Annotated in this window: 22 protein-coding genes; 18 read left to right on the top strand and 4 right to left on the bottom strand. The window is 50.2% G+C overall.

Annotated features, from left to right (window positions below):
- The first annotated feature begins 22 nt into the window (after nt 1-22).
- Nucleotides 23-1,072, top strand: a complete 1,050-nt coding sequence (locus Undi14_RS16870; RefSeq protein ID WP_200181736.1) for an acyltransferase — start codon at nt 23-25, stop codon at nt 1,070-1,072.
- On the opposite strand, the gene Undi14_RS16865 is transcribed toward Undi14_RS16870, so the two are convergent.
- The gene (locus Undi14_RS16865) at nt 1,069-2,412 is read right to left on the bottom strand and encodes an O-antigen ligase (RefSeq protein ID WP_200181734.1); all 1,344 of its coding nucleotides are present in this window, start codon (nt 2,410-2,412) and stop codon (nt 1,069-1,071) included. The genes Undi14_RS16870 and Undi14_RS16865 overlap by 4 nt on opposite strands.
- Before the next feature lie 68 nt (nt 2,413-2,480).
- On the opposite strand from Undi14_RS16865, the gene Undi14_RS16860 reads away from it, so the two are divergent.
- Nucleotides 2,481-4,904, top strand: coding sequence for a cellulase family glycosylhydrolase (locus tag Undi14_RS16860; RefSeq protein ID WP_200181732.1), 2,424 nt, complete (start codon nt 2,481-2,483; stop codon nt 4,902-4,904).
- A gap of 57 nt (nt 4,905-4,961) precedes the next feature.
- Here Undi14_RS16860 and Undi14_RS16855 read toward each other — a convergent pair whose 3' ends face one another.
- Complete coding sequence (locus tag Undi14_RS16855) at nt 4,962-6,401, bottom strand: hypothetical protein (protein WP_200181730.1); 1,440 nt, start codon at nt 6,399-6,401, stop codon at nt 4,962-4,964.
- A 401-nt stretch (nt 6,402-6,802) separates the two neighbouring features.
- The gene (locus Undi14_RS16850; RefSeq protein ID WP_200181728.1) at nt 6,803-7,021 is read right to left on the bottom strand and encodes a DUF6500 family protein; all 219 of its coding nucleotides are present in this window, start codon (nt 7,019-7,021) and stop codon (nt 6,803-6,805) included.
- Nucleotides 7,022-7,419: 398 nt separating this feature from the next.
- Here Undi14_RS16850 and aceA point away from each other — a divergent pair, with 398 nt between their 5' ends.
- On the top strand, nt 7,420-8,721 hold the full coding sequence (gene aceA, locus Undi14_RS16845; RefSeq protein WP_200181727.1) for an isocitrate lyase: 1,302 nt from the start codon (nt 7,420-7,422) through the stop codon (nt 8,719-8,721).
- Nucleotides 8,722-8,852: 131 nt separating this feature from the next.
- Here aceA and Undi14_RS16840 read toward each other — a convergent pair whose 3' ends face one another.
- Nucleotides 8,853-9,662 (bottom strand): WecB/TagA/CpsF family glycosyltransferase, encoded by an 810-nt coding sequence (locus Undi14_RS16840; RefSeq protein WP_200181725.1) that lies wholly within the window; start codon nt 9,660-9,662, stop codon nt 8,853-8,855.
- Nucleotides 9,663-9,783: 121 nt separating this feature from the next.
- Between Undi14_RS16840 and Undi14_RS16835 the strand changes: the two genes are divergently transcribed.
- The 15 genes from Undi14_RS16835 (at nt 9,784) to dapA (ending at nt 26,120) form a co-directional block, all read left to right on the top strand.
- Nucleotides 9,784-10,449 (top strand): phosphoribosylanthranilate isomerase, encoded by a 666-nt coding sequence (locus tag Undi14_RS16835; RefSeq protein WP_200181861.1) that lies wholly within the window; start codon nt 9,784-9,786, stop codon nt 10,447-10,449.
- Between the two features lie 203 nt (nt 10,450-10,652).
- On the top strand, nt 10,653-11,921 hold the full coding sequence (gene trpB, locus Undi14_RS16830) for a tryptophan synthase subunit beta (RefSeq protein WP_200181724.1): 1,269 nt from the start codon (nt 10,653-10,655) through the stop codon (nt 11,919-11,921).
- Between the two features lie 273 nt (nt 11,922-12,194).
- A complete protein-coding gene (gene trpA, locus Undi14_RS16825) occupies nt 12,195-12,992 on the top strand; it encodes a tryptophan synthase subunit alpha (protein ID WP_190478244.1) in 798 nt (265 codons plus the stop codon).
- A 103-nt stretch (nt 12,993-13,095) separates the two neighbouring features.
- On the top strand, nt 13,096-13,968 hold the full coding sequence (gene accD / locus Undi14_RS16820) for an acetyl-CoA carboxylase, carboxyltransferase subunit beta (RefSeq protein WP_186883457.1): 873 nt from the start codon (nt 13,096-13,098) through the stop codon (nt 13,966-13,968).
- Nucleotides 13,969-14,025: 57 nt separating this feature from the next.
- Nucleotides 14,026-15,315, top strand: coding sequence for a bifunctional tetrahydrofolate synthase/dihydrofolate synthase (gene folC / locus Undi14_RS16815; protein WP_200181722.1), 1,290 nt, complete (start codon nt 14,026-14,028; stop codon nt 15,313-15,315).
- Between the two features lie 67 nt (nt 15,316-15,382).
- Entirely contained in the window at nt 15,383-16,420 is a 1,038-nt protein-coding gene (locus Undi14_RS16810; RefSeq protein ID WP_200181719.1) for an SPOR domain-containing protein, read from the top strand.
- Nucleotides 16,421-16,434: 14 nt separating this feature from the next.
- Nucleotides 16,435-16,923, top strand: a complete 489-nt coding sequence (locus tag Undi14_RS16805) for a CvpA family protein (RefSeq protein WP_200181717.1) — start codon at nt 16,435-16,437, stop codon at nt 16,921-16,923.
- 22 nt (nt 16,924-16,945) lie between these two features.
- Entirely contained in the window at nt 16,946-18,466 is a 1,521-nt protein-coding gene (purF, locus tag Undi14_RS16800) for an amidophosphoribosyltransferase (protein ID WP_186883453.1), read from the top strand.
- A 363-nt stretch (nt 18,467-18,829) separates the two neighbouring features.
- On the top strand, nt 18,830-21,232 hold the full coding sequence (locus tag Undi14_RS16795; RefSeq protein WP_234030655.1) for a TonB-dependent siderophore receptor: 2,403 nt from the start codon (nt 18,830-18,832) through the stop codon (nt 21,230-21,232).
- A gap of 128 nt (nt 21,233-21,360) precedes the next feature.
- Entirely contained in the window at nt 21,361-22,215 is an 855-nt protein-coding gene (locus Undi14_RS16790) for a 3',5'-nucleoside bisphosphate phosphatase (protein WP_200181715.1), read from the top strand.
- A gap of 64 nt (nt 22,216-22,279) precedes the next feature.
- On the top strand, nt 22,280-23,155 hold the full coding sequence (gene htpX / locus Undi14_RS16785) for a protease HtpX (RefSeq protein WP_200181713.1): 876 nt from the start codon (nt 22,280-22,282) through the stop codon (nt 23,153-23,155).
- A 52-nt stretch (nt 23,156-23,207) separates the two neighbouring features.
- The gene (locus Undi14_RS16780) at nt 23,208-23,831 is read left to right on the top strand and encodes an L-threonylcarbamoyladenylate synthase (protein ID WP_186883449.1); all 624 of its coding nucleotides are present in this window, start codon (nt 23,208-23,210) and stop codon (nt 23,829-23,831) included.
- 57 nt (nt 23,832-23,888) lie between these two features.
- Nucleotides 23,889-24,551 carry a site-2 protease family protein gene (locus Undi14_RS16775; RefSeq protein WP_186883448.1) on the top strand — a complete coding sequence of 221 codons (663 nt, stop codon included), beginning with the start codon at nt 23,889-23,891 and terminating at the stop codon, nt 24,549-24,551.
- 19 nt (nt 24,552-24,570) lie between these two features.
- Complete coding sequence (locus Undi14_RS16770; protein ID WP_200181711.1) at nt 24,571-25,143, top strand: bifunctional 2-polyprenyl-6-hydroxyphenol methylase/3-demethylubiquinol 3-O-methyltransferase UbiG; 573 nt, start codon at nt 24,571-24,573, stop codon at nt 25,141-25,143.
- 92 nt (nt 25,144-25,235) lie between these two features.
- Nucleotides 25,236-26,120: a 4-hydroxy-tetrahydrodipicolinate synthase gene (gene dapA / locus Undi14_RS16765; protein WP_186883446.1), complete on the top strand. Its 885-nt coding sequence runs from the start codon at nt 25,236-25,238 to the stop codon at nt 26,118-26,120.
- Nucleotides 26,121-26,144 lie beyond the last annotated feature (24 nt).

The following is a 26,144-nucleotide window of genomic DNA, read 5'->3' as shown; positions in this document are numbered from 1 at the left end:
AAAATAAAGTAGCGGGTTTCTTATGAGTTCTTTGCATCAACAGCGACTTTTGGCATTAGACGGCCTGCGGGCAGTCTCGATCTTGCTGGTGCTGGTATCACACGCATGGCTGGGGCACATCGTCCCCGGCGGTTTAGGCGTCACGATTTTTTTCTTTATCAGTGGTTTTATTATTACCCGCCTGATGATTTCAGAGTGGGATAAGACGGGCACGATCAGCATTAAAAAATTTTATATACGGCGCTTTTTCCGGCTGATGCCAGCATTGATTGTATTTGTTGTGCTCTCACTCATCACGATGCAGTTAGCTCATGTTAACTGGACATGGACAGAGCTGAGTTCGGTGTTTTTTTATTTTGCGAATTATTTCGGTATCTTTGTTGGCTTCAGTGGTGAAGTATTGCCGCCACCTTTGTCGATTACCTGGTCATTGGCGGTCGAAGAACATTTCTACATGATCTTTCCGGTATTTTTTCTCGCTGTGATTGCTGTGCCCAAGCGGTTTTATCGTATCGCGATTTGTTTGTTGATTGGCGTGCTGCTCTGGCGAATTTATCTGGTCTATGGCATCGGGCTCGACAATCTGCCGCATTACCGCATTTACAAAGCCACCGATACACGAGCAGACTCAATTGTGTACGGCACTTGTTTTGCGTTTTTACTCGCACGAACAGAGTGGGCCTTAGAATTTTTCAGTCAAAAGAAAGTGATTCTGGCTGGTGCAGCGTTAATGCTGTTTTCGTTGCTGTTCCGCGATGAAAACTTCCGCGAAAGCTTTCGTTACTCGATACAGGGTATCGCTTTGATGTGTCTGTTTCCGGCGCTGGCTTTGAATACCAGCATTGCCAGCCGCATCCTGAGCGCGCCGGTATTTGTGTACATCGGGCGCGTCAGTTATTCGCTTTACCTGTATCACTGGCTGGTTTTCGGCATCATCACCATGTGGCTGCCCGATCTCAGTTTTGCGGTGAAATTTCCAATGATGATCGTGCTCTCGTTTGTGCTTGCCGACTTGTCGTGCCGTTGGGTGGAAACTCCGTTTCTACGCTGGGGACGCCGGTTTGCGCATTAAGAAACGGAATCCTGATTTGATTCTGAATCAGGATTCTCTTCGTCCTGATTCAGTCTGCGCGTGGCCGAGGTAACGGCAACCAGCGCAAAGATAAAAAACACATTCTGAAAACCAAACCCGCGGAACAAGCTGCTTTCCGTAAAATTCGTGACCACCACAACGAGCAGCATCGCACTCCAGAATGCCGCCTGTATTCTGTCTTTATGTGACAGAAGAACCAGCATTCTGACCTGCACCAGCAAGGTTAATATGCAAAGCGTCAGCCCCACCAGTCCTTGCTCGTTGAGGATATCCATATAGCCATTGTGCGATTGCAGCGGAATCCAGTTCAGCGCATCAATCACGAATTGCGAGAGACTGTCCGGCCCCAGCCAGAAAGCACCATAACCCAGCCCAAGCACCCAGTGCCGCTCAATTTCCAGCCAGACCAAGTCCCAGATATCAGTGCGGCCAGTCAGATCCGAGCCTTTGCCGAAAATACCCGCAATCGGCGCAGAGATTTCCGGCCAGGTCGGAAAGCGCGATTCCTGCATATAAAAAATATAGACTGCAACCAGAATCACACACAGCAAGGACAGTAGCACGCGTGTAATCGAATAATCAGAACTTAAACGACGTTTTCTGAGTAAATGAAAAATACCGCTGGTCGAAAGTGTGATGATCATGCTGGTCGAACTTTTACTCATCACCAGCATAAAAAAGCTGAACATAATCACGAATAACAGCAGCTTAAAATCAACTTTTTCCAGGCATGCTTTTACTTGCCATAACAGGATAGACATCGCGGCGACCTGGCCTAATTCATTTTTTTGCGAGAGTGCGCCACGCCACGCGCCCCCCAATTCATAATCGATACCTATGCTCGGCACGGCCACCGCCATCACCAGCGAGAGCGCCAGCATGCTCATCAGGGTATAAATTAAACAGTTCACAATCAGATGCAAAGGGCGCGGTGCAAGCTGTATGCTGAGACCGATCAGGACGATGCCGTAAAGCTGTATCGCCCGTTTGAACGTGACGGCAGGCAAGGGCGACCAGATGCTCGACAGCACGCACCAGATCAGCACCAGCACCAGAAAAGGATTTAAGGCACGAAGGTCTTTCAATACTTGCGGCAGGTGTTTCGATAAAACGAACAGCGCAACCAGAAACAAACTCCCCCATTCTAATTTCGTGGTCAGCGACCCTTCCATCGTCAATGCAGATGTACCGGCATAATCCCAGGAGATACCGTAAGGCAGCAGAGAAAAAATCGCAAATAAGACCACCATGGCCCGTATGAGCAGGATTTCATAGTCTTGCATGGGCTTAAATTGATCTGAAACCGGCGGAATTGTCATTGACTCATATCTTTGTCATTTGTTTGTGCGATATTCTAATGTCTTGCTCTGTTGTCGCGATTTATTTCATGAACTATTTTCTGCATTTGTCCAAACACGGTTGGCGGTCATTGATTTTTCAGTTAATGCTGATGTCCGCTGCATGTTCCATCTCTGCAAGACCTGTTTTTGCCGCTGATCCAGAATGGTTTCCGTTCAGTGTGAATGAAGATCAGTTGTCCGCAGTGACGGATTTCAGCGCAATGAATAACCCGCTGACGCACAGCGATCGTTTGTTTGTGAAACAGGCGCATTTTTATCGCATCGGTGCCGACAATAAAATCAACACCGCAGACGATCAGCGCATACGCCTGTTCGGTATCAGCCTCAGCGGTGCCGCGAATTTCCCGCCGGAAGAAGATGCCCCCAAAATCGCGCGGCGTTTGCGGCGTCTGGGTTTTAACGCAGTCAGATTACATCATCTCGATTCTGTGCTGAGTGACAGCGATGCACAGCCACAGGGCATATTAAATAGCGGCGCGTTTCCCAGCTTTAATCCAGTTGCTTTGCAACGCTTGCACACCCTGATCGAAGCGCTGAGGCAAGAAGGCATATACGTTAATTTGAATCTGCATGTTGGCTACACCTTTCGCTATGCGGTTGACCGGCTGACGCCGATGTTGCCGGGCGAGACCATGCCATACGCTAGCCACCCTCTGCATGTATTCGAGCCGCGCATGATTGCGCTGCAAGTTGAGTATGCGCAGCAGTTGATCCGGCGTTTGCAGCTCAATGATGACCCCGCGCTGGCCATGATAGAAATTAATAACGAATCCTCGCTGGCAGGCGCGTGGCAGCGCAAGGAACTTGATGGTTTATCCGGTGAATACGAACGTTTGTTGCAGCAGCAATGGCAGCACTGGATTACACGCCAGCACGGCAGTCTGAAGCAGGCATGCGAACTCTGGCGCAGTTGCGGCCTCACCAAACAAGGTGCCTTACTCGTCAAAACTGATGAAGCGCATGTTTTGGCGCATGGCGAAGGCTGGTTTGCGCGGTTCAAGTATTTTTTGCAGCGTGTTGCCAGCAAGTTAGGCTGGTCTTCTTCCGCGTTCTTTCAGCAAGAGTATGAAATGCATGAGCAGGGCGCTGGTCGTCGCGTTCTGGATTTCACCCGCTTTCTGGTCGAGATGGACAAGCAATATCTGGATACCATGCGTAAAGCGATACGCGCAGAAGTGGGCCCGAATCTGCCGCTGACCGGCACGCAAGTGTACTTTGGCGGATTGCTGAATACCGATGCCCAGCAGGAAATGAATTACGTCGATGAACATTTTTATGTTGATCATTACGATTTCCCGCATCAAGCGTGGGACAGAAATGACTGGCGCATCCGCGATCATTCTGCCTTGCGTGAAGGCTGGGAGCCCTTGTTGAAAAGGGCGTTTTATCGCGACGCCAGAAAACCATTTGTCGTCAGTGAATTTAATCAGGCGTATCCGAATCGCCAGAGCGCAGAAATTATTCCCGTCATGACCGCGATCGCCAGTGCGCAGGATTGGGATGGATTATTTTTCTTCCATTATGTCGACGGCAATAGCTGGCAAGCCTTGCCGGATAGCTTTGGCCTCAGCGGGCAAAGCGGGCAACTCGCCACGGTGGGCATGTCGGCCGCCATGTTCCGTTATTTTCAGATTCCCGTTTTGCGCGAACAGTTGCGCATTCCTATCAGCGCAGAACAGCGGCAATTGTTTGGCGCGCTGGGCGATGGCGTGTCGTCTGCGGCGTACACCGATTATTTGAAAAGCAAGCGCAACATCGATATCAAAGACGCTTTTTCCAAACGCATTACCGTCAGCGATGCGTCGCATAACAACGAACAAGCCTTGCAGTCGAAAGAAGAAACCCAGGCATCGTCAACGGATAATTCAGCAGTCTGGTCTGCCGCTGGTGGCGCTATGCAGTTTCATCCTGATGGCCCGAATTTGCGCGTTACGACGCCATACAGCGGCCTGTTTGCCGGGTTTGGCCCGGCAACGGATAAGCCCGTCGCAGAACAATGGATGTCGCCCGTTTTTGCTAAAAATACGCGACAGTTTGGTGTGATGCTGGCGATGAGCAGAGACGGCAAGCCTTTAAGCTCGTCGCGGCGCGTGTTGCTGAGCCTGAGCGGCGCAACGATGGGCAGCCAGCCGGATGAAATCCCAACCCGACCAAAGAAACTGGTGCCGTATGCCGGTGATCATCAATGGTGGACATTGGAGCCGGATAGCCGCAATGCAGGCAAACCATCTGGCCCCCGCGACGCAATCGGCCCGGTCTGGCAGGAACGAATCGCAGCAAGCATTTTTTATCCGACCAAGGCACATAAAGTCCAGATTTACCCACTCGACGGTCAGGGTCAGCGCCTGAGCGCGATTGTGGCAAACGACATTAGCCGTGTCGCAGGTGGCTTTCAGATCACGTTGAATAAGCCGACCGTGTGGTATGAGGTGTTGATTGAGGGGCGGTGATGTTGCTCTTGGAAGATGATAGCAGTGAAGTGTAAATTGCTCCTCTCCAGCGTGACTTTAGGTTCTTTTACTTGCGGATGCTTTTTGATTTCCATCGACAAACCAAATATCGGACGCTTTGCCAAGCTGTTTTATGAAATCAGTTCGCAACTTTTGAACTTCATCATATTTTCTTCCAATTCCACCGACATCAATAATTAGAAAAACGCCTGAATTTGTATCTTCAGCTTTCTTGTATATTTCTAGTTGTTTCTCATATCCATGAACTAAGGTGCCGTTAGTAGATAACTTAATTTCAACTACTAATTTTGAGTTGAAGCCTTGGGAAAGTTTGAAGTCTACAGGTCCATTTCCAGAATCTGCTTCAGGAGTTAAATCAATGTTATTCGCTTTGCAGTAACTATATGCAACTGCAAAGAAAAGCCTCTGGGAAGCTTTTTCTTTTCTGGGTTTTCCATTTTCATCCCAAAGCTCTTTCCATAGACCCTTATTTTCGATTAGATCTTGAAACTGATTTAATATTTTGTTTACTATTTCTATTACATCCGAAGGTAGTAACTTTCTTCCCGCGTACCTAGACAGATCGTAAGGATAGTCTTTTGAGATTTTGTTTAAGAGTTCCGTCCAAAATGACTCACCATTCCTGTCACTTTTAAAGTCATATGGTTTTGGCTCTACTTCACGAATCATGTCTATTACTTGCTGAAAAGCTTCTTTGCTCTCCAGTGCCGCTTTTTTCAGATTTTGCTTGTCCTTTTTAGTCATCGTAGCCCAAATTTCACCTACGTGGTCATTGACCCTTTCTCTAAGTTCTTCATTTTCTCTGACAACTCTTGATATATCACTCCAATCTGAGGCTATCGGCAGGTCGCGGACTATATCATTTGGTACAAAGATTAGAGGTTGGTCTGAATAGGGATTAACGACCAAATCATGTGTATTAACCCCAACCTTAAATTTTTTTGTCGGTATTTTTAGCGTCTGATTGATTTTATTTGAGAAGGAAATTAAATCTTCCAAAATAATATTGGTTGTCATGTCGCTTATTCGATCTGGCCCAATACCTTCTTCGAATAACGCTAGAGCCATGAAAAGGTCTATATCATTAACACCAAGAGCTACAATCTGTGAAGCAGTATTTAGGGTGCTAGATACTAAATCCTTTCCGAATCCAGATCCTTTAACGGTTGTGCCGTAACCCAAGCAGGTCCAGCTAATTTCTGAAAAATGGAAGAGTCTCCTAGCATTCCTCCAAGGAACATCATTCTCAGTTTTCGAAACAGCTAAGAGTTTAATGATTGTTTCAAATCTTGCTCTGTATGATTGATAGGCTCCAACACTAATTTCTTTGTGAGCACTACCTTCTAGAAGTAGTGGGTCAATGAAAACTAAGGTGTCTGTATTTAGCAATACGTTCACAATCCCAAGCTTGTCCAGATCAGCCAAATCGATACCAAATTCACTCGAAATTGTGGCTGGATTTTTTAGTTTTCCCATTTGCTAATCCTTAAGTATTGGGTGGTACAAGATATAACTTGTTTTAAAGTTAAAAATTCAAAGCTAACATGTTTGTGTAAAGTAAATAAATTAGTTTCAATTATTTCAAAAAACTGATGTTTATTGTTTTATTTTTTTCTATGTAAGATCACCTTACGCACTCTACTTCCTTGTACCCGTTTTAGTGTACAAATCGCCCTTTATAAATCGCTATTTTGATAAAAATAGGGAGTATGTGCCAAAAAACCATTATTCTCAGCGTATTCATTGGGCTTTTAAAAATACTCCCCCCCAGTATATTTTTGCCGTTAACAGGCAAAAAACGATGAAACCGGTGCCATTGGCAGGCTCCGCGGCTTTTCGGGCAGGTGTGTGGACTAGGGTGGCAAGCGCAGGCGTACTCAGAGTGTCGCCTCAACCATGCGCCTGATCTTTGCTGCTTTTTCAAAGTGATCTAGTTTGTTTTCCAGTATCCACCACCTTGCTGCCTCCATAAGCAGTTCAGGGTCATCGTTTTTGTTGGCAAAGAAAGCATAAAAGGACAGGCCAACGCTGTCGCCTTTAGTCTCGATTTTCTCATCACAGACTTGGATGATCTTTCTTTTCAGTGTGTCTCTCATGAGCTCAGTATTCCTGCGTGTGTTTGGTTGGCCGGCTTAGCGGTGAAGAGATCGACGTTAACATGCTTGTGTGAAATTGACAACGCAGTCCTCACTGATACAAAAGGCTGACATGCATTACTTGCTGTTATTTCGTTGAGCGCACGATCTTCAGCCCTAAAAAATACCGTGATATGAAATCAGCTTGCCGCATTATGAGAAATCCTGTTTCGGCGCATCAATCTGCTTTCTCATTTTAAGAAAAATACTTCCGCATCGCGAAATTAAAAATTTAAGCTATTGATTTTAAACAGTTAAATATCTGTTTTCTGTCTTATATAAGACATTGTTGCTGCGCAAAAAAACTCCTATGATTTATATCAATAGAAATCGAATTTAATTGATCAGCAGGGGATAGTATGAGTACACGCGAACAGCAAATCGCTGCTTTACAGGCAGACTGGGATGCCAATCCACGTTGGCAAGGCATTAAACGCAATTACACGGCAGCGGATGTGGTGCGGCTGCGCGGATCGGTGCAGGTGGAACACACGCTGGCGAAAAACGGCGCGCTCAAATTGTGGGATCTGCTGCACCGCGAGCCGTTTATTCACGCACTCGGCGCGATGACAGGCAATCAGGCGATGCAGCAGGTAAAGGCGGGGCTGAAAGCGATTTATCTATCTGGCTGGCAAGTGGCGGGCGATGCGAATGTCGCTGGCGAAATGTATCCGGATCAATCGCTGTATCCGGCCAATTCTGTGCCGCTGGTGGTGAAGCGCATCAATAACACCCTGACGCGCGCCGACCAGATTCAATGGGCGGAAGGCAAAGACGAGATTGACTATTTCGCGCCCATCGTTGCCGATGCGGAAGCCGGTTTTGGCGGCGTGCTGAATGCGTTTGAATTGATGAAGGCGATGATAGATGCAGGCGCGGCGGGCGTGCATTTTGAAGATCAGCTGGCGTCGGTGAAAAAATGCGGCCACATGGGCGGCAAAGTCCTGGTGCCGACGCGCGAAGCGCTTGAAAAGCTGAATGCAGCGCGTCTGGCGGCGGATGTGATGGGTGTGCCAACGCTGATACTGGCGCGCACCGATGCGGAAGCTGCCGATTTATTGACATCGGATATCGACCCCAACGACCAAACCTTTTGCACCGGCGAGCGCACGGTCGAGGGCTTTTATAAAACCCGGCCCGGATTACAACAGGCGATTTCCCGTGGTCTGGCGTATGCTGAATATGCCGATCTGATCTGGTGTGAAACCGGCAAACCTGATCTGGCTTTTGCAAGGGCGTTTGCCGAAGCGATACATGCGAAATTCCCCGGCAAATTACTCGCGTATAACTGCTCGCCATCGTTTAACTGGAAGAAAAATCTGGATGACATCACGATCGCCAAGTTTCAAAAAGAACTCGGTGCGATGGGTTATAAATTTCAGTTCATCACGCTGGCCGGATTCCATGCGCTGAATTACGGCATGTTCCATCTGGCGCATGGTTATGCGCGCCGCCACATGTCGGCCTTCGTCGAATTGCAGGAGCAGGAATTCGCCGCCGCAGCCAGAGGTTTTACTGCGGTCAAACATCAGCGCGAAGTGGGGACGGGTTATTTTGATGCGGTGACGCAGGCGATACAACAAGGCCAGTCGTCAACAACCGCTTTGCATGGCTCGACTGAAAATGAGCAATTTTTGGAGCCGCTGAAACAGATTGCCTGATTCATTACGGCAAAAGCTGAGGGCGATAAAATCTGGAAAATCTCAGGCTTGCATGAAAAAAAGACCGCACTGTGATGACTGTGCGGTCTTTTTTTTTTTGTGATGTCTGTTCAGGGCTGGTGTCGCTGCTCTTATTGCTGTCGTTGCTGTCGCTGCGCACGACGTTCCCGCAGCACGATGCCAAAAAATTTTGAGCCTTGCGTCGTGTAACGCTGCCACAAGCGACGCGGTTCGCTGGCGAGACGCCAGAACCATTCCATGCCGATTTTTTGCATCCACAGCGGCGCGCGTTTTTTCTGGCCGAGCGCAAATTCCATCGCAGCACCGACGCACAGCAACAGCGGTGCATTAAGAGTGGCTTGTTCGCGGCGATAGCGAAAGGCGAAGTATTCCTGTTTTGGCATACCGAGGCAGATGAAAACGATATTCGGTTGTGCCTGTTGTATCAGGCCAATGGCGGTATCGGCCTCGCTGCCATCGGGTGTGAATTGCATCGATGGGCAGAAAATCGAGACTTTCAATCCCGGGTAGGTCTGTGCAAACGACTGCAGCAGCATGTCTTCCTGCCCCGGCATGCCGCCGACAACAAAGATGGACATGTTTTTTTCAACGCAGCCCTTGCATAAAGAAACAAACAAATCAGCGCCGGTGACGCGCTCTGGCAGCGGGTTTGCCGACATTTTGCTGGCCCAGACGACAGGCATACCATCGGCAAAAATATAATCAGAGGTTGAATAAACCTGTTTGAATTCAGGCTGACTGTCGAGCCGTACCACGTGATCAACATTCGGTGTGACCACCACCCGCGCTGGATGCTGGCGATCGGCGGCAACATCTAACAAATGCTGATTTGCCTCTGCAAAAGACATATTGTGGATGTTGAGCCCGAACAGGCGTGTGCAGGAATTGCCGATGTGGGATTGCGATGCGGTGTTTGTCATAGTGCTGAGCCTGAAAAGATGGCCTGATTATCTCAGAACTCTGGTGCTTTGCCGCGTTATCGCGGGTGAAAAACATGAGCGAAAGAGTAAAATAAGTTTTCCTCCATTTTGCGGGCAGATGATGCAACACAGAACCAGAATAAAAATTTGCGGGCTGACTAATCTTGCGGACGTGAACACGGTCGTTGCCAGCGGCGCTGATGCGCTGGGATTTGTGTTTTATCCGCCCAGTCCGCGTTATGTCGAGCCTGATATGGCGACGACTCTGTTGCAGGCGTTGCCGCCGTTTGTGGTGTCGGTGGGTTTATTTGTGAACGTGACAGAACAGGATTTGCGGGCAACGATAAAGAAAGCGCCGTTGCAGCTATTGCAATTTCATGGCGATGAAACGCCGCAGCAGTGCGCCGCGCTGGCCGCCAGTGTGCAGCGTCCGTTTATCAAAGCTTTTCGCGTCAGACCTGACACGAGCGCAGATGATTTGTTAGAATGTGAGCGTTCATATCGTGACGCAAGTCCTTTATTTAACGGTTTGCTGCTGGATACTTTCGTCGAAAGTTACGGTGGTAGTGGAAAGGTTTTTGATTGGTCTCTCATCCCAAAAGAGCTCGCGCCTCGGGTCGTTTTAAGTGGTGGCTTGAGCGTTCAAAATGTGACTGGCGCAGTTAGTCAGGTGCGTCCGTTCGCGGTCGATATCAGCAGTGGTGTCGAGCTGTCGAAAGGGCGCAAGGATGAAATCAAAGTACAGGCGTTTATCGCCGCTGTGTATCGAGCTGACAAACCAAGCTGATAAGTCAGTTTGAAAGCGCAGCCTGATATGCAGCTAACATGCGGCTGATATGCGACTGACAATAAGCCCGAAAAATGGCTGATCAATAATCTGTAAGCGCCTTGCTGATGCAGCAATGGCGGCAAAACTACTAAAGAGTCCGGCGCTTCCGTTAATACGACGTGTTAGCGCAGAAACAGCGTTGGTCTCAGCAAAGGAATGATATGACAAATAAAATCCCCGGTTCTGCTAGTACCGAATATCCAGACGTCGCCCATCAGGCGATTTACCAATCTTCCGATTACCATTTACCCGATCAGCGCGGCCATTTCGGCCCGTATGGCGGTACTTTCGTTTCCGAAACGCTGACGCATGCCTTGAATGAGCTCAAGGATGCTTACGCCAAATACCATAACGACCCGGATTTCATAGAAGAATTTCGCAAAGAATTGAAATATTTTGTCGGTCGTCCATCGCCTGTGTATCACGCAAAACGCTGGTCTGATCTGATGGGCGGCGCGCAGATTTACTTTAAACGTGAAGACCTGAATCATACCGGCGCGCACAAAATCAATAACGTGATCGGTCAGGCCTTGCTTGCCAAGCGTATGGGAAAACCGCGCGTGATCGCCGAAACCGGTGCCGGCCAGCATGGTGTGGCGACTGCCACGATCTGCGCCCGCTTTGGCCTCGAATGTGTGGTGTATATGGGTTCGGAAGACGTTAAGCGGCAGGCGCAGAATGTGTATCGCATGAAGTTGCTGGGGGCGACGGTGGTGCCGGTGGAATCGGGCTCCAAAACTCTGAAAGATGCGCTGAATGAAGCGATGCGCGACTGGGTTGCGAATGTCGATAACACGTTTTACATCATCGGCACGGTGGCAGGCCCGCATCCTTATCCTATGATGGTGCGCGATTTCCAATCGGTGATTGGCGAGGAATGCTTGTGGCAAATGCCTGAGCAAACTGGCCGTCAGCCTGATTATGTTGTGGCATGCGTCGGTGGCGGCTCGAATGCGATGGGGATTTTTTATCCTTACATCGATCAGAAAGACACAAAGCTGATCGGTGTGGAAGCGGCGGGTGAGGGCGTTGACACCGGTAAGCATTCCGCTTCGCTGACTGCCGGTTCGCCTGGCGTCTTGCATGGCAACCGCACGTATCTGCTGCAGGATGAGAATGGTCAGGTCATCGAAACCCATTCGGTTTCCGCTGGGCTGGATTATCCGGGCGTTGGCCCCGAGCACGCATGGTTAAAAGACAGTGGTCGTGCCGAGTATGTGACGATTACGGATGACGAAGCATTAAAAGCGTTCCACGATTGTTGCCGCATCGAGGGCATCATTCCGGCGCTGGAATCGAGTCATGCGCTGGCGTATGGCGCGAAACTGGCGGCAACGTTGCCGAAAGATCAGATCGTGCTGGTGAATTTGTCAGGACGCGGCGATAAAGACATGCATACCGTGGCTGAACGTGCGGGGCTGAAGTTTTAACAGATTGTCTTTGTCATCAGGGTGCAAACCGGGCGCAAAAAAGGCTGAAATAAGGCCATAAATAAGGCCATAAACAAGGTTGAAATCAGATACTCCCCCATGAATTTGGGTTTTCCCGCTTGAAGTCAGCATAAATAAAGGGCTTCAAAATATACCCGGGGGAGTATCTGGATGCCTGATTTGAGTGCCCGGATTGCACTATCTTTTATCCGGGCGGCATTTGCTCAGTATCGTCATCACGTGATGCCGTCGTTCACTTTCTTACTTAATACTATGTCAAAAATTCAAGCTACTCTCGCCGCGCTCGCTGCGCAGCAAAAAAAAGGTCTGATTCCGTTTATTACTGCCGGTGATCCGGCGCCTGCTATGACCGTGCCGCTGATGCATGCGCTGGTCGAAGGCGGTGCCGACATCATCGAGCTGGGTGTGCCGTTTTCTGATCCTATGGCCGATGGCCCGGTGATTCAGCGTGCTTCTGAGCGGGCGCTGCAATTTGGAATTGGCTTGCGTGATGTATTACAATTCGTCCGCGAATTTCGCCTGAGCAATCAGACAACCCCAGTGGTGCTGATGGGATATGCCAATCCTATCGAACGTATGGGGCAGGATGCTTTCATTGCGCAGGCTGCCGAGGCCGGTGTCGATGGCGTGCTGGTGGTGGATTATCCGCCCGAAGAATGTGAAGATTTTGCTGCCAGAATGCAGCAACAAGGCATGGATACGATTTTCCTGCTGGCGCCGACGTCGACCGATGAACGCATCGCGCTGGTGGGTAAAATTGCCAGTGGCTATGTGTATTATGTGTCCCTCAAAGGGGTGACCGGTTCCGGTAATCTGGATCTGGATGCCGTGGCAGAGATGATTCCGCGCATCAAGAAACACGTCAAAGTACCGGTGGGCGTTGGTTTTGGTATCCGCGACGGTGCGACCGCCAGAGCGATTGCTTCGGTATCGGATGCCGTGGTGATCGGTTCGCGTATCATCCAGGAATTAGAGAATACGCCGCATGAAAACGGTGTTGCCGCAGTAAAAAGTTTTATTTCTGGTGTCAGACAGGCCTTGGACGAGTAAAATACGCGCCGAACGTACCTGAAAGTACACCATGGTTCCTGTATCAGAATGAACCAGATGCCGGTTTGCAGCGATTGCAGACTGGCTGTTACGAGGAGAAAACATGAGTTGGTTAGAAAAATTGTTACCACCGCGCATACAGCGCTCGGAATCTGCAAATCGCAAATCTATCCCCGAAGGTCTGTGGGTAAAATGCCCCTCTTGCGAGGCAGTGCTGTACAGATCAGATCTGGAAGCCAATGTTCATGTCTGTCCTAAATGTAGCCATCACATGCGTATCGGCGCACGTGAACGTCTCGATTCCCTGCTGGATGCTGGTGGTCGTTACGAAATCGGTCAGGAAGTCTTGCCTGTCGATACTCTGAAATTTAAAGATAGTAAGAAATACCCGGATCGTCTGAAAGACGCGCTCGAAACGACGGGTGAAACAGATGCGATGGTCGTTATGGGTGGCTCGATTATGTCGATTCCCGTTGTCACCGCTTGTTTTGAATTCCAGTTCATGGGCGGCTCTATGGGCTCCGTTGTCGGCGAGCGCTTTGTGCGCGGTGCGCAGGCAGCGTTAGAGCAAAAAGTGCCATTTATCTGCGTGACAGCCACAGGTGGCGCACGTATGCAGGAAGGTTTGCTGTCGCTGATGCAGATGGCGAAAACAACTTCGATGCTGACAAAATTATCTGAAAAGCGTTTGCCTTTCATTTCTGTGCTGACTGACCCGACGATGGGCGGCGTTTCCGCTTCATTTGCGTTCCTCGGTGACGTAGTGATCGCTGAGCCAAAAGCGCTGATCGGTTTTGCCGGCCCGCGCGTGATTGAAAATACCGTGCGCGAAAAATTGCCGGAAGGTTTCCAACGTTCTGAATTCCTGCTGCAAAAAGGCGCAATTGATATGATCGTTGACCGCCGTAAAATGCGCGAAGAAATCGCCCGTTTGCTCGCGTTGCTGCAAAATCAGTCGGCCGATGCAGTTGCTTAATTAATTTAAATTTTCTCTATAAGCCCGACATCATGTTGTTCGGGCTTTTTTTATCCTATGTCCAATTTGCCTGCGAGCTTGCCTGAATGGCTGGCTTTACTCGAAACGCGCCACTCCAAAGAAATCGATATGGGGTTGGAGCGCGTTGCGTCCGTTAAAAACCGTCTGGGTTTGCAGTTTTCCTGCCCGGTCATTATGGTCGGTGGTACCAACGGTAAAGGCTCCACTTGCGCGATGCTGGAAGCGGTGTATCTGCAGGCGGGTTATCGCGTCGGTTTATACAGTAAGCCACATTTTCTGGATTTCAACGAGCGCGCCCGGATCAATGGTGAAAACGTCGATGACGCCAGTCTGATCAAGGCTTTCACCGCCGTTGAAAACGCCCGCGAATCGACCTCGCTGACCTATTTTGAATTTACCACGCTGGCAATTTGCCAGTTACTCGCCGAAGCGCCGCTGGATGTCGTGATACTGGAAGTCGGTCTGGGCGGACGTCTGGACGCGGTGAATGTGATCGATGCCGATGTCGCGATTGTCACCAGTGTTGATATTGATCACACCGATTATCTGGGCGATACGCGTGAAAAAATCGGTTTTGAAAAAGCGGGCATTTTCCGCCCCGGCAAAGCGGCGATTTGCAGTGATCCGGTACCGCCGCAATCCTTAATCGATCATGCGAATGCGATAGGTGCAGATTTATGGCTGTTTGGGCGTGACTTTAATTACGCCGGCGATAAGCAACAATGGAATTTTGGTGGCCGTACCCAGCGTCGCAACTCTCTTGGTTATCCCAGCTTGCGTGGCGCGAATCAGTTGTTGAACGCATCCGGTGTGCTCGCGGCGTTAGAGGTGTTGCGCAATGAATTGCCGGTCGGGGCACAGGAAGTGCGTACCGGGTTGGTGATGGTGGAATTGCCCGGTCGTTTCCAGGTGATGCCGGGGCGTCCGGCGGTGGTGCTGGATGTCGCGCATAATCCGCACGCAGCGGCAACGCTGTCACAGAATCTCGATAACATGGGCTTTCACGCCTACACCTATGCCGTGTTTGGCTCCATGCTGGATAAGGATATTGACGGTGTGATCGCGCAATTGAAAGATAAAGTCGATCACTGGTACGTGACTGGCTTACCTTTGCCGCGCGCTGCGACTGCTGCACAACTGAAACAAAAATTGCTGGATGCCGATGTGTTAAGTGATCCTGAAAAAACCATCGTCGCTTTTGAATCGCCGGAAGCTGCCTATGCAGAAGCCATCAGCAAGGCGGGTGAAAATGATAGAATAGTGGTCTTCGGTTCTTTCCTGACGGTCGCCGGTGCAATGCGCGCCAGAAGGACTGCACTGCATTGATGTGATTTTTGTCGGTTTGCTCCGGATTTTCCGGGCAAACAACGCTAACTAACCAGATTATTTGCACATGGGTTTGCTCTCGCGCTTTAAACAGAAGCAAGAAACTTCCGACAGTCAGGACAGCGGTGAATTCCGTTCCCGTTCTGAGGAGGACAGTGTTCAGTCCCGGGCTCGCAGTAAAAAGACAGAGAGTGCCCGTAAAAATAAGATCAACGACCCGATACTTCCGGAAAAAAAACGTGCACGTCGCCGTCTGATCGGCGCGATGGCATTGGCGCTGGCGGCGATTATCGGCTTACCGATGATTCTGGATTCCGAGCCTAAGCCGCTGGCGGACGACGTTAATATCCGTATTCCTGCAAAAGATAAAGTGACAGATATTGCTGCGAATCAGGTCGCTGAGCCAGTGGCGCCGCGTAAATCGGCTGTCACCAACAGTGATGCTGTAGAAGAAATCATTGAGCCTGTCAGCAGCGCTAAAAGCAAGCCAGCAACTGACGTCGTCAGCAAGGTCGCGCCAGCGAAAACCGATGTGGCGACGGTAATTGCCAAATCCGACAAGCCAGTCGTTACAGAGCCACGGCCCGAGCGCAAAGTCGAAGCAAAAACGGAAGTTAAGCCAGAAACGAAGTCAGAAACTAAGCAGGAACCTAAGCAGGAACCTAAGCCAGTAGCGAAACCGGCAGAGAAAGATTCCGCCAAAGCTGAGCGCAAAGCAGAGCCTAAGCCTGAACACAAAGTGGATGTCAAACCGGAACCAAAAGCTGAAACCAAACTCGTGAAAACGAACGGTAACGATGACGATGCAGCGCGCGCATTAGCGATTCTCGAAGGCAAGGCGCCACCCAAAGTAGCGAAACCTGAAGCCGCTGATAAATCCTCCTTCGTCGTGCAGGTCGCGGTCTTGTCCACCCAGGAAAAAGTGGATGAATTGCAAGCCAAGCTCAAGAGCGGTGGCATCAAATCTTATACACAAAAGGTACCAACCGCCTCTGGCGATAAAACCCGTATCCGCGTCGGTCCGTTTGAATCCAGAGACGAAGCAGAAAAAATGCGCGCCAAACTGACGAAATTAGGTTTAAGTGGTTCACTGGTGCCGAACTAAGCGGGGCGCGGATCTTGACTCTGTTTGACTACGTCGTGCTGGTGATATTGATTTCCTCGATTGTGATCAGCACGATGCGTGGATTAATCAAGGAAATTTTGTCATTGGTCAGCTGGGTCGTCGCTTTTGTGGTCGCCAATGCGTACAGTGAAATGCTGGCAGGGTGGTTGCCCGCCGTGTTTCCGGGTCAGATTATTCGGCTGATCGTGGCTTTTCTGGTTTTGTTCATCGGCGTGCGCCTGCTGATGGCGCTGGTGATGATGGCGGTGGACGCGGTCATTAAAGCCAGCGGCTTATCGCTGGCGGACCGTGGACTCGGTGGTTTATTTGGTCTGGCGCGCGGTTGTGTGCTGGTGTTGGCAGCAGTGCTGGTGTGCGGGATGACGAGTATGCCGCAGCAGGCATTCTGGAAAAATGCCTTGTTCAGTCCTCTGGCAGAAACAGCGGCGCGTACGGTGATCCCGTTTCTGCCTGCGTCGGTTTCAGACCATGTCCGGTTTTAATTTGTCTTTTTAGGAGTCCACCATGTGTGGCATCGTAGGTGTAGTTTCAAATAGTCCTGTCAATCAGCTCATTTATGACGCGTTGCTGTTACTCCAGCATCGCGGTCAGGATGCGGCTGGTATTGCCACCAACCACGGCAATAAATTTGCCATGCACAAAGCGAATGGCCTGGTGCGCGACGTTTTCCGTACCCGCAATATGCGTTCCTTGCCGGGGAATGTCGGCATTGGTCAGGTGCGTTATCCGACCGCTGGCTCGACCAGCGAAGAAGAGGCGCAACCGTTTTATGTCAATGCGCCGTTCGGTATCGTGCTGGCACACAATGGTAATCTGACGAATGCGGTTGAACTGAAAATCGAATTATTCAAAAATGACCGTCGTCATCTGAATACCGATTCCGATTCGGAAGTGTTGCTGAACATTCTCGCGCATCAGATTCAGGAAGTGACCAGCGGTTATTCGCTCGACCCTGAAGGCTTATTCCGCGCGGTGTCCATGTTGCATCGCCGGGTGCGTGGCTCGTATGCTGTCGTGGCGCAAATTTCCGGCTACGGCTTGCTGGCTTTCCGCGACCCGCACGGCATTCGCCCTTTGTGCCTCGGTATTTCTGAAAATGCCGGTGGCACCGAATACATGATCGCCAGCGAATCCGTGGCGCTCGAAGGCTTGGGCTTTAAGTTTGTGCGCGATGTCGAGCCTGGCGAAGCCTTGTTCATCGACCTCGATGGCAAGCTGTATCAGCAGCAATGCGCAGATAATCCCAGCCTCAATCCTTGCGCGTTCGAATACGTGTATCTGGCGCGTCCGGACTCCATCATCGACGGTGCGTCGGTTTATCTGACCCGCCTGAAAATGGGTGAATATCTGGCGGAAAAAGTCCGCAAGCAATTCAACCTCGGCGACATCGATGTCGTGATGCCGATTCCGGATTCTTCGCGTCCATCGGCGATGGAGCTGGCGGAAAAACTGAATCTCGATTATCGCGAAGGCTTCATCAAAAATCGCTACATCGGTCGTACTTTCATGATGCCGGGACAAGCGGTGCGCCGTAAATCTGTGCGTCAGAAACTCAATGCGATCAGTTCCGAATTCAAAGGCAAGAGCGTGTTGCTGGTGGATGATTCCATCGTGCGCGGCACTACCAGTCGTGAGATCGTGCAGATGGCGCGTGAATCCGGCGCGAAGCGCGTGATCTTTGCATCCGCTGCGCCACCGGTACAATTCCCTAACGTCTACGGTATCGATATGCCGACTCGTAGCGAACTGATTGCCTTTGGTCGTTCCGAAGAAGAAGTCTGCCGCGAAATTACGGCGGATGCGCTGGTGTATCAGGATGTGGATGCGATGAAGCGTTCTATTTCTGACGTGAATCCTCTGCTGAAAAACATCGAAGCATCTTGCTTTGATGGTTTTTACATCACGGGCGACGTGACACCGGCGTATCTCGATAAACTGGAAGCCGCACGCAACAGCCCGCGTCCGGACACGGAAGATTTGCTGCGCTCACAACTCAATCTGAATCTGGCGGCGCGCGCAGACTGATCATCTGTTTGCTTCGTTGTGCCGTTTTAAAAAAGCCCGCCCGGGTGTTTCCGGCGGGCTTTTTTTATGTGATTTATCTGCTTTTCAGGGGAGTATGTGTCAAAAATGCCTTTATCTCCTTATAAATAAAGGGTGTGTAAATATACTGGGGGGAGTATATTTTGGCCGGAAAACGCTAAAAAATGTGCTTCTGTATGCTTACCGTGCGTCTGTCAGTTGCTGTTGGCGGAGGCCGGGCAGGGTGTGAAATTCGCTCCGGTACATTGCTTACGTATCGCAAAGTATCAGTGTCGGCGTTGGTGTTTCAATTCCATACAAAACTGGCCCGGCTGCGGGTGGCGTGCGAGGCGGTATAAAAATACAATGATCCCATCTCGTCAGTGTCTTGCGCAGCGTTGTGTCCTGATTTTTTTGCCGACCTTGTTGCCGACCTCGTACGTTCCGTTTTGCGCCAATTTACGCTCATTCACCCCCATTTTTGACATCATGCTGATACCTTTCCGTTTTTCTCCTGTTGCAATCGCGGTCGCTGCTGCTGTTGCGTCTATCGCATCGGTTGCATCTGTTCCTTCGGCTTATGCGCAAACAGAGGTAGTCAAGCCCGCCAGTGCTGAGGAAGCGGCAAAAACACCAAGCGTGCCACCGTCCAGAAAAGCGGATGCGCCGTCCAAAGAGAACGTGCAGAAAGTGACGATCAGTGGTGGCCGCTCCGATATCGATGAGCGCCGTCAATCAACAGCCGCAAAGTTGATTTTTGGTCGTGATGAGCTCGACAGAAATGGTGACACCAATATCGGTGATGTCCTGAAACGTTTGCCCGGCGTCACGATAGGCGGACGTCCCGGGCGTGGCGGCGATATCCGCATGCGCGGCATGGGCAATGGCTACACACAGATACTGATCAACGGTGAACGTGCGCCGCGCGGTTTTTCCATGGATTCATTGACGCCAGATCAGGTGGAACGCATAGAAATTGTTCGTGGTGCGGTGGCTGAATTCAGTACGCAGGCGATTGCCGGCACGATCAACATCGTTTTGCGTGAAGAATATAAGCAGAAAACGACGGACCTGAAATTTTCGCTCGGTTCTGAGCAAGGGCGGCTGGCACCGAATCTCTCGATCACCATGCCGGGTGAAATCGGGAATCTCAGTTACGCTTTCAGTGGCTCAGTTTTCCAGAATCGTCAGCATGATGAGAGCACAACCTACACCACTGAAAAAGACGTGAACGGGCAAGATGCCTTAATGCAGAATCAAGCTGATCAGACGAACCGGCAAACCACCGGAATCAATCTGGCGCCGCGTTTGAACTACCGTTTTGAGAATGGCGACACGCTGATGTTGCAACCGTTTTTAATGCACTCACGCAGCGATTCTGATAGTCGCAGTGAATTGGATCAGCTATTCCGTTCTGATACCTACAGAGGAACGACGCCATACGCGCTGGCAAATGCAAATGCGCACGCTGAAACGACTTTTTTACGTGGATTCGGTAACTGGCAGCATCGCTTTGAAAATAATGCCAAGCTCACTGTGCGTTTTGGCGGCGGCTTGGGAAAAATGGATAATTCATCCACCCGCACACAGTTTGACACCACGGGTAAGCAGATTGATCTGATTACCGATGTCAACAATACCCGCGATAGCAGCCTCAATACCGGCGGCAAATACATGCTGCCATACGGTGAAGGGCATACGCTGGCAGCCGGTTGGGATATGGAATTCGGCAGACGTGAACAGACGCGCGTGTCTTTGGATAATGGCCTACCGCAATTTGCTGAGTCTGGCGACAATCTGGATGCGCGCACCCGCCGTCTTGCCGCTTTTGTTCAGGATGAATTTGATATTAACCCGCAGTTCGCTGCGTATGCCGGTCTGCGCTGGGAAGGCATCCACACATCAAGCACGACCGCCAAAGGCGTAGTGACGAATGACAGCACGGTGGTGAGCCCGATTTTACAAGGCGTCTGGCGCATTCCTGATTCAAAAGATCAGATCCGCCTCGGTTTCAGCAGCACTTATCGCGCACCGGCATTGAATGATCTGATTGCCTTGCCCAGCATCTCAAATCTAAATACGCCGACACGCCCTGATCGCACCGGCAACCCGAATCTGAAGCCAGAATTATCGAAAGGCATCGATCTGGCTTTCGAGCATTATCTGAGCCGCGCGGGTATCGTCAGCGCCAATCTGTTTGTGCGAAATATTGATGATCTGATTCGCCGCACCACAGAACAAGTGGTGACAGCACAGGAAACGCGCTGGGTGTCGTCACCGAAAAATATCGGGCATGCAGTGACCAAGGGAATAGAATTCGAAGCGAAATTCCAGTTGCAGGAATTTTTCCCAGACGCACCATCGGTCGATTTCCGCAGTAATTACAGCCGTTTCTGGTCTAAGGTCGATGATATTCTGGGTTCCAATAACCGCCTCGATCAACAGCCGACCCAGACCGCGAATTTTGGCGTCGATTATCGCCTGAGTGGCATGCCGCTGACGCTGGGCGGTAATGTTAACTGGACGCCAGCGTATTACACCCAGACCACGAATGCGCAGTTAAATTACACCGGCATCAAACGCCAGCTGGATTTGTATGCGCTGTGGAAGTTCAATCCGAACCTGCAGGTGCGACTATCCGCAAATAATCTGACGGCGAATGATTCCATCAGTAATAGTCTGGTCACTACCGGCGGCATCAATCATATCGATTACAACGACGCTAAAACCTATAAAACCCTGACTTTGCGCGTGGAGATGAAGATTTAATTTGCCCGGGTATTTGCGTCATCAGGCGGGAATGCGCATATATTTTGCATCGCAGCAGTTTGCGTAAGCTGAGAGTACAATAAGACGATGATTACATCGGATGCTTCTTGTTACGCTGGCTGAATATTATGTCCATTCTTACTCTTAATGCTGATTTACACAGTCACTCCACAATATCGGACGGCGTGCTGACGCCTGCTGCCCTGGCCGAAAGAGCGAAAGCGAATGGCGTTGATGTCTGGGCGCTGACGGATCACGATGAAGTCAGCGGCATAGCAGCAGCCCGTGCAGCGGCACACGAGCTTGATATGGGCTTTATTTCGGGCGTTGAAATTTCCATCACCTGGGCTGGCAAGACCATCCATATCGTTGGCTTGAATATCGACGAAAATAATCCTGATTTAATTGCCGGGCTGGCGAAGACGCGTTCAGGACGTGAGCGCCGGGCGCAGGATATGGCCGCTGATCTGGCGAGTAAAGTCGGCATTACTGGCAGCTTTGAAGGGTCGCTGAAATACGTTGGCAATCCGGATCTGATTTCCCGTTCGCACTTTGCCCGCTATCTGGTGGAAATTGGTGCTGCACCTTCGGTTTCTGATGTGTTTAAGCTCTATCTGGCTGAAGGCAAGCCGGGTTATGTGCCACATCGCTGGGCAACGCTGGCAGAAGCCGTCAGCTGGATACGCGGCGCGGGCGGTGCTGCAGTCGTCGCACATCCGGGGCGTTATGATCTGAGCCCGCTTGCATTCGATAGTTTTTTCCGCGAATTTAAGGAATATGGCGGCATTGCGATTGAAACGGTGACGGGCAGTCATACGGTAGATCAGTATGATGAATACACCAAAATTGCGAATCAATATGGCTTTCTGGTATCGCGCGGCTCTGATTTTCATTCCCCGGAAGATGCGGAAGTGGATATCGGTAAATTGCCTTTGCTGCCGAAATTTTCCAAACCGGTATGGGAAAACTGGCTGAGCGCTTGAAATTGACAATATTGCCTATATCTTCCAAAAAGATTAACTTCTTTCCCCTGGCTGGAGATTCTGTATGAAACGTATCGTCTTATTTTTGCTGACTAATCTGGCGGTGATGGCCGTGATGTCTGTCGTTCTGTCTGCATTGGGCGTCAATCGCTATCTGACGGCAAACGGCCTGAATATGGGCATGCTGATGGTATTTTCTCTGGTGGTTGGTTTCACTGGTGCGATTTTCTCTCTGTTGATCAGTAAGCCAATGGCCAAATGGTCAACTGGTGCCCGCGTCATTGATGCGCCGTCTTCTTCAACTGAATTGTGGCTGGTGAATACCGTGAAAGCGCTGGCTGACAGAGCGGGTATTGCGATGCCTGAAGTTGCTATTTACGAAGGTGAGCCCAATGCGTTTGCAACCGGGGCATTTAAAAACTCTGCTTTGGTCGCGGTGTCGACAGGCTTGTTGCAAGGAATGACAAAAGAAGAGGTTGAGGCTGTTCTGGGGCATGAAATTGCCCACGTTGCCAATGGCGACATGGTGACGATGACGTTGATACAAGGCGTGGTGAATACCTTTGTGGTCTTTCTGGCGCGCGTGGTCGGTTACGCAATTGATAAAGCCGTGTTCCGCAATAATGACGACGACAGACCCGGCATTGGTTATATGATTACCGTCTTTGTTTGCGAAATTATTTTCGGCGTTGCCGCATCGATGATCGTGGCGTGGTTCTCGCGTCAGCGTGAATTCCGTGCGGATGCAGGTTCAGCGCAATTGTTAGGAAACCGCCAGCCTATGATTCATGCTCTGGCTCGCCTCGGAGGCATGGAGCCGGGCGAGTTGCCAAAGTCGATTGCAGCTGCTGGTATCAGTGATAAACCGGGATGGGGTGCTTTATTTTCCTCACATCCTCCGATGGAACAACGTATCGCTGCGTTGCAAAATCTGAAATAATGTTGCACTTATTTATATAGCGGTAGCGGTTGCTACCGCTTTCTTCTTTTTTATGACCCAATTTTTCCAGATTCATCCAGAAAACCCGCAATTGCGTTTGATTAAACAATCGGTGGAAGTGGTAGAGAAGGGCGGTATTGTCGCTATCCCTACCGATTCCTGTTATGCGCTGGTATGTCGGCTTGATGATAAAGACGCGGTAACGCGTTTGCGGCGCATCCGTGGTGTCGACGAAAAACACCATCTGACCCTGTTATGCCGCGATTTGTCTGAAATCGCCTTGTATGCGAAAGTCGATAATCGGCAATACCGCTTGTTGAAGGCGGCTACCCCGGGGCCGTACACGATGATATTGGAGGCGACTAAAGAAGTGCCGCGGCGTCTGAGTCACCCTTCCCGTAAAACCATAGGTTTGCGGGTGCCGGAAAACAATATCACGCAGGCTTTGCTGGAAGAGTTGGGACAACCTTTGCTGGCAACGACGCTGATTTTGCCAGACGAGGACGAACCATTGACTGATCCTGAGTTGATCCGTGAAAAGCTGGATAAAATAGTTGATCTTGTGATTGACGGCGGCGCATGTAGTCTGTCGCCAACCACGGTGATTGATATGACGGGCGAGATGCCGGAATTGGTCAGACAGGGCAGAGGCGATGCCAGCCTGTTTGGTTTGTAATTTTCATTCACGCGAACGCAGATGTAAGCTGAGTGACAGAATATTTAAAAGACTTCCATGAATGAATTAATACAGACGGTACTGATTTACGCTTTGCCCGTGATCTTCGCAATCACCTTGCATGAGGCCGCGCACGGCTATGCTGCCAAATATTTTGGTGACACGACTGCTTTTAGTCAGGGGCGTCTGAGTCTGAATCCCTTGGTGCATATCGATCCTATTGGTACGATTTTGATCCCGGTTGTTTTGTATTTTGCGACCGGCGGATCATTTTTGTTTGGTTACGCCAAACCGGTTCCGGTGAATTTTTCGCGACTGAAAAATCCTAAGCGGGATATGGCGTGGGTGGCGCTGGCAGGCCCGGCAGCCAACTTTGCGATGGCATTTGCCTGGATGTTGTTCGGCGCGGTGCTGCAGGCGGCAGATATTGATGAAGCCTATTTCAATAGCATGGCTAAAGCGGGTTTGCTGACGAATCTTGTGATGATGGCGTTTAACCTGTTTCCAGTCCCGCCATTAGATGGTGGCCGGATTTTGGTCAGTTTATTGCCTTACAAACTTGCCTATAAATTTGCTCAGATTGAACCCTATGGCTTTTTTATCGTCATGGGGCTGGTCGTTTTACACGTGCTGCAATTCTGGATGTTGCCAGTGATGGTGTTGACAAGCAGCTTCTTGTCTCTATTGCTGACGCCGTTTTCTTTCCTGCTGGGTTTGTGAGTTGATCGAAGCCGTGCTTATGTCGAATTCCATACTCGCAGAGCCATCACCCTGGGTCAAAAAATTTACATCGCTGATTCCTGCAGGTGAAGTGCTTGATCTGGCCTGCGGCGGCGGCAGAAATTCCCAGTTTTTACTGGCTGAGGGCTTTACCGTTACCTGCCTCGACAGGGACGACAGCTCTTTTGCTGATCTGGCGTCACGCGGAGCTAAAACTATTTTGCATGATCTGGAGCCTGATGCCGAAGAATGCGACTGGCCGTTTCCTCCAGCGTGTTTTGCGGCAATAGTTGTTTGTAATTATCTGCACCGACCTTTGTTTCCTCGCTTGCTGGAGAGCTTGCAGCAAGGTGGATTGCTGATCTATGAAACCTTTGCGATGGGGAATGAGCAATTTGGAAAACCATCTAGTCCGCGTTTTCTTTTGCAAGCCGGAGAACTGCTGCGGCAAGTAAATACAAACCCAGAATCGTGTATGCATGTGATCGCGTATGAAGAAGGTTTTATTGCGGAACCAAAGCCTGCAATGGTGCAGCGTATATGCGCCAGAAAAGCAGTTGGATCCACACCGGAAGATAAGCTCCCGTTTTAGTTGAATGAGGATGAAATCTAATTCCATCTATTTGCGCCCCGACTGTCGGTCTATCCGCTACAATCAGGGTTTTACTTTTTTCTTGCACTAACATGACAAAGATACAGGGTAGTCTGGTCGCGATTGTGACCCCTATGCATGAGGATGGCAGTCTTGATTTGCCATGCCTGCGCAAATTGATTGACTGGCATATTGCTGAAGGCACCGATGGTATCGTCATCGTCGGTACGACCGGTGAGTCGCCGACTGTCTCTGTTGAAGAGCATTGCGAACTGATCCGTGTCGCTGTAGAGCACACGAATAAACGTATCCCTATCATTGCCGGTTCTGGCGGTAATTCGACCGCAGAAGCGATAGAGTTGACCCGATTCGCGAAAGACATCGGTGCCGACGCCTCGTTGCAGGTGGTGCCGTACTACAACCGCCCAACGCAAGAAGGCATGTATCAGCATTTTAAGAAAATTGCCGAGTCGGTTGATATTCCAGTGATTTTATATAACGTTCCGGGTCGTACGGTTGCCGATATGTCGAATGACACGATTTTGCGACTGGCACAAATTCCAGGCATTATCGGCGTCAAAGATGCTACTGGTAATATTGGTCGTGGAACTGATTTGATTCGTCTGGCGCCATCTGATTTTGCTGTGTATTCAGGCGATGATCCGACAGCAATGGCGTTGATGTTCTGCGGTGGTAAAGGCAATATTTCTGTGACTGCTAACGTCGCGCCGAAAGCAATGAGCGAGTTGTGTGCTGCTGCGATGCGGGGCGACATTCAAGGAGCGATTGCGATTAACAATCGTATGCTGCCGTTGCATAATAAGTTATTTGTTGAGCCGAACCCACTGCCAGTAAAGTGGGCGATGGTTGAAATGGGATTGATTCCTGCCGGCATCAGATTACCTCTGGTACCGATGGCCGCCCCATATCATGAAGTGGTTCGGGCAGCTTTGCGCGAGTCAGGTGTATTACAATAAGCACCATTCTGAGCGGGTCAGTGA

This window comes from Undibacterium sp. 14-3-2 (assembly GCF_016595265.1).
GTDB classification, from domain to species: domain Bacteria; phylum Pseudomonadota; class Gammaproteobacteria; order Burkholderiales; family Burkholderiaceae_D; genus Undibacterium; species Undibacterium aquatile.
This window is presented reverse-complemented; position numbering and strand designations above follow the sequence as displayed.

Coding starts and splice junctions, on each gene's coding strand:
- Undi14_RS16860 (WP_200181732.1), top strand. CDS start 2,481: ATGAACTATTTTCTGCATTTGTCCAAACACGGTTGGCGGTCATTGATT.
- Undi14_RS16840 (WP_200181725.1), bottom strand. CDS start 9,662: ATGACAAACACCGCATCGCAATCCCACATCGGCAATTCCTGCACACGC.
- Undi14_RS16780 (WP_186883449.1), top strand. CDS start 23,208: ATGACCCAATTTTTCCAGATTCATCCAGAAAACCCGCAATTGCGTTTG.
- Undi14_RS16855 (WP_200181730.1), bottom strand. CDS start 6,401: ATGGGAAAACTAAAAAATCCAGCCACAATTTCGAGTGAATTTGGTATC.
- folC (WP_200181722.1), top strand. CDS start 14,026: ATGTCCAATTTGCCTGCGAGCTTGCCTGAATGGCTGGCTTTACTCGAA.
- Undi14_RS16870 (WP_200181736.1), top strand. CDS start 23: ATGAGTTCTTTGCATCAACAGCGACTTTTGGCATTAGACGGCCTGCGG.
- Undi14_RS16850 (WP_200181728.1), bottom strand. CDS start 7,021: ATGAGAGACACACTGAAAAGAAAGATCATCCAAGTCTGTGATGAGAAA.
- Undi14_RS16775 (WP_186883448.1), top strand. CDS start 23,889: ATGAATGAATTAATACAGACGGTACTGATTTACGCTTTGCCCGTGATC.
- aceA (WP_200181727.1), top strand. CDS start 7,420: ATGAGTACACGCGAACAGCAAATCGCTGCTTTACAGGCAGACTGGGAT.
- dapA (WP_186883446.1), top strand. CDS start 25,236: ATGACAAAGATACAGGGTAGTCTGGTCGCGATTGTGACCCCTATGCAT.
- Undi14_RS16835 (WP_200181861.1), top strand. CDS start 9,784: ATGCAACACAGAACCAGAATAAAAATTTGCGGGCTGACTAATCTTGCG.
- Undi14_RS16865 (WP_200181734.1), bottom strand. CDS start 2,412: ATGACAATTCCGCCGGTTTCAGATCAATTTAAGCCCATGCAAGACTAT.
- Undi14_RS16795 (WP_234030655.1), top strand. CDS start 18,830: ATGATCCCATCTCGTCAGTGTCTTGCGCAGCGTTGTGTCCTGATTTTT.
- Undi14_RS16770 (WP_200181711.1), top strand. CDS start 24,571: ATGTCGAATTCCATACTCGCAGAGCCATCACCCTGGGTCAAAAAATTT.
- Undi14_RS16790 (WP_200181715.1), top strand. CDS start 21,361: ATGTCCATTCTTACTCTTAATGCTGATTTACACAGTCACTCCACAATA.
- htpX (WP_200181713.1), top strand. CDS start 22,280: ATGAAACGTATCGTCTTATTTTTGCTGACTAATCTGGCGGTGATGGCC.
- trpB (WP_200181724.1), top strand. CDS start 10,653: ATGACAAATAAAATCCCCGGTTCTGCTAGTACCGAATATCCAGACGTC.
- accD (WP_186883457.1), top strand. CDS start 13,096: ATGAGTTGGTTAGAAAAATTGTTACCACCGCGCATACAGCGCTCGGAA.
- purF (WP_186883453.1), top strand. CDS start 16,946: ATGTGTGGCATCGTAGGTGTAGTTTCAAATAGTCCTGTCAATCAGCTC.
- trpA (WP_190478244.1), top strand. CDS start 12,195: ATGTCAAAAATTCAAGCTACTCTCGCCGCGCTCGCTGCGCAGCAAAAA.
- Undi14_RS16810 (WP_200181719.1), top strand. CDS start 15,383: ATGGGTTTGCTCTCGCGCTTTAAACAGAAGCAAGAAACTTCCGACAGT.